The sequence below is a fragment of the Cellulomonas chitinilytica genome (assembly GCF_016862675.1).
GTDB lineage: Bacteria > Actinomycetota > Actinomycetes > Actinomycetales > Cellulomonadaceae > Cellulomonas > Cellulomonas chitinilytica.
Genome location: NZ_BONK01000033.1, coordinates 1 through 2,175, shown reverse-complemented (window position 1 = coordinate 2,175; position 2,175 = coordinate 1). Strand labels below are relative to the sequence as shown.

Genomic DNA, 2,175 nt, shown 5'->3' with positions numbered 1-2,175 from the left:
GCCGACGCCGACGCCGACGGTCACCCCGACCCCGACGCCGACCCCCACCCCGACGTCGAACCCGGGCGGCAAGTGCACCGCCTCCCTCAAGGTGCTCAACAGCTGGCCCGGCGGCTACCAGGCCTCCGTCACCGTCAAGGCCGGCAACGCCATGATCAGCAGCTGGACCACCGCGTTCACCCTGCCCTCCGGCAGCGCGATCCAGTCCGGCTGGTCGGGCACCTACTCCACGTCCGGCTCTACCGTCACCGTCTCCAACGCCGCCTGGAACGGCCTGCTCGGTGCCGGCGCCACCGCCGAGTACGGCTTCGTCGCCAACGGCACAGTCCCCACCGGCACCGTCACGGTCACCTGCGCCTGACGTGAGGACCAGCTCGCGGTCACCGGCCCCGGGGCCGGGCTCCGCGGAGCTGACATGACGCCCGGCTCGCGGTCACGGGGGCCGCGAGCCGGGCACCGACAGGACACCCGGCCGCGGACGTGGAGGCCGCGAGCCGGGCGGTGCGTCGGGCGGTGCCGTCCGGCGGTACATCGGGCGGTGCCGTCCGGCCGTACATCGGGCGGTGCCGTCCGGCGGTACGTCCGTCGGGCGTGGCGCCAGGGTCCGCAGGGCCCTCGGCGCCTACAGCCCGAGCAGACGCTGCAGGTGGCGCACGGCCTCGCGGCCGGCGCGGCTCGCGCCGACGGTCGACGCGCTCGGACCGTACCCGACGAGCTGCACCCGCGGGTCGGCCACCACCTGGGTGCCGTCCATGACGATCCCGCCACCGCCGCCGCGCAGACGCAGCGGCCCGAGGTGGTCGAGCGACGGCCTGAATCCCGTGCACCACAGGAGGGTCCGGGCCTCGACGTGCGACGGCCCGTCGACCCACCCGTCCGGCACCTGCGCAGCGGTGGACGGCCTCGACCACGTCACGCCGTCGGACTCGATCCGGTCGAACATCGGCCGGGCTCTCAGCACCCCGTCGGCGATCCCGCGACGGTAGGCGTCCGTCAACGGCAGCCCGGTGACGGAGACGATGCTCTGCGGCGGGAGCCCCGCCCGCGTCCGCTCCTCGACGAGCGCGACGGCCTCCCTACCCACCTCGGGCGTGAACTCCTCCTCCCGCCACGCGGGCGGCCGCCGGGTGACCCACGTGGTCGTGGTCACGCGGGCGAGCTCGAGCAGCAGCTGGACGGCCGACGTGCCTCCGCCGACCACGACCACGTGCCCGTCGGCGAGCTCGTCGGCGCTGCCGTAGTCGTGGGTGTGCAGCTGCCGGCCGCGGAACGTCCGGCGTCCGGGATACGTGGGCCAGAACGGCTTCCCCCACGTCCCGGACGCGTTGACGAGGCCCCGCGCACCCCAGACGACGATCTCGCTCGGCCGGTCGACGCTGTGCGAGGTCACGAGCAGCCGGCCGTCCGGCCCGTCCTCCACCCGGCGCACCCGCACGGGTCGCTGCACGTGCAGGTCGAACTCGCCCTCGTACTGCGCGAAGTAGTACGGCACGGCCATCGCCGCGGGCTCGCTCGGGTCCGGGACGACGAGCGGCATGCCCGGCAGGTCGTGCACGCCGTGCGCGTCGGCCATCGTCAGGGACGGCCACCGGTGCTGCCAGGCGCCTCCGGGCTGCGGGGCGTCGTCGAGGACGACGAACGTCGCTCCGGCCCGCTCCCAGCCCCGCTCGCCGACGGCGACGAGCCCGCGACGACGCAGGTGGTACGCCGCCGCGAGACCGGCCTGACCCGCGCCGATCACGACCACGTCGACCTCGACGACCTCCCCGCCGGATCCGGACGCGGCGGTAGGGCCTGACGACGCGGCACGACGGCGCGCGGCCCGACGGCCCTCGACCACCCCACCACCGACCGCCCGCTCGACCTCGACGGCGTGCCCGTCCTCGACGGCGTGCCCGTCCTCGACGGCCCGCTCGTCCTCGACGACCTGACCGCCCGCGGCACGATCGTCCTCGATCGCCTGACCGTCGTCGACCGCCTGACGTCCTTCGACCGGGGTGTCCGCCGCATCGGCCATCGCTCGCGGGTCGGACTCGCCCACGAGGGCCGGGCCGTCAGTGGGCTCCGCCAGTGCGGGCCGCTCTGCGACGTCGGCCAGGTCGGCCCCCTCGCGAGCACCGTCCCCGTCGCGAGCACCGTCCCCGTCGCGAGCACCGTCCCCGTCGCGAGCACCGT

At 75.5% G+C, this 2,175-nt stretch carries 2 protein-coding genes; one reads left to right on the top strand and one right to left on the bottom strand.

Annotated features, from left to right (window positions below; translation table 11 throughout):
- Positions 1-361, top strand: a 361-nt coding sequence (locus tag Cch01nite_RS22540) for a cellulose binding domain-containing protein (protein ID WP_203758762.1), incomplete at its 5' end; no start/stop codon positions are given.
- A 261-nt stretch (positions 362-622) separates the two neighbouring features.
- Here Cch01nite_RS22540 and Cch01nite_RS22535 read toward each other — a convergent pair.
- A partial coding sequence (locus tag Cch01nite_RS22535; protein WP_308439319.1) for an NAD(P)-binding domain-containing protein occupies positions 623-2,175 on the bottom strand: 1,553 nt, incomplete at its 5' end.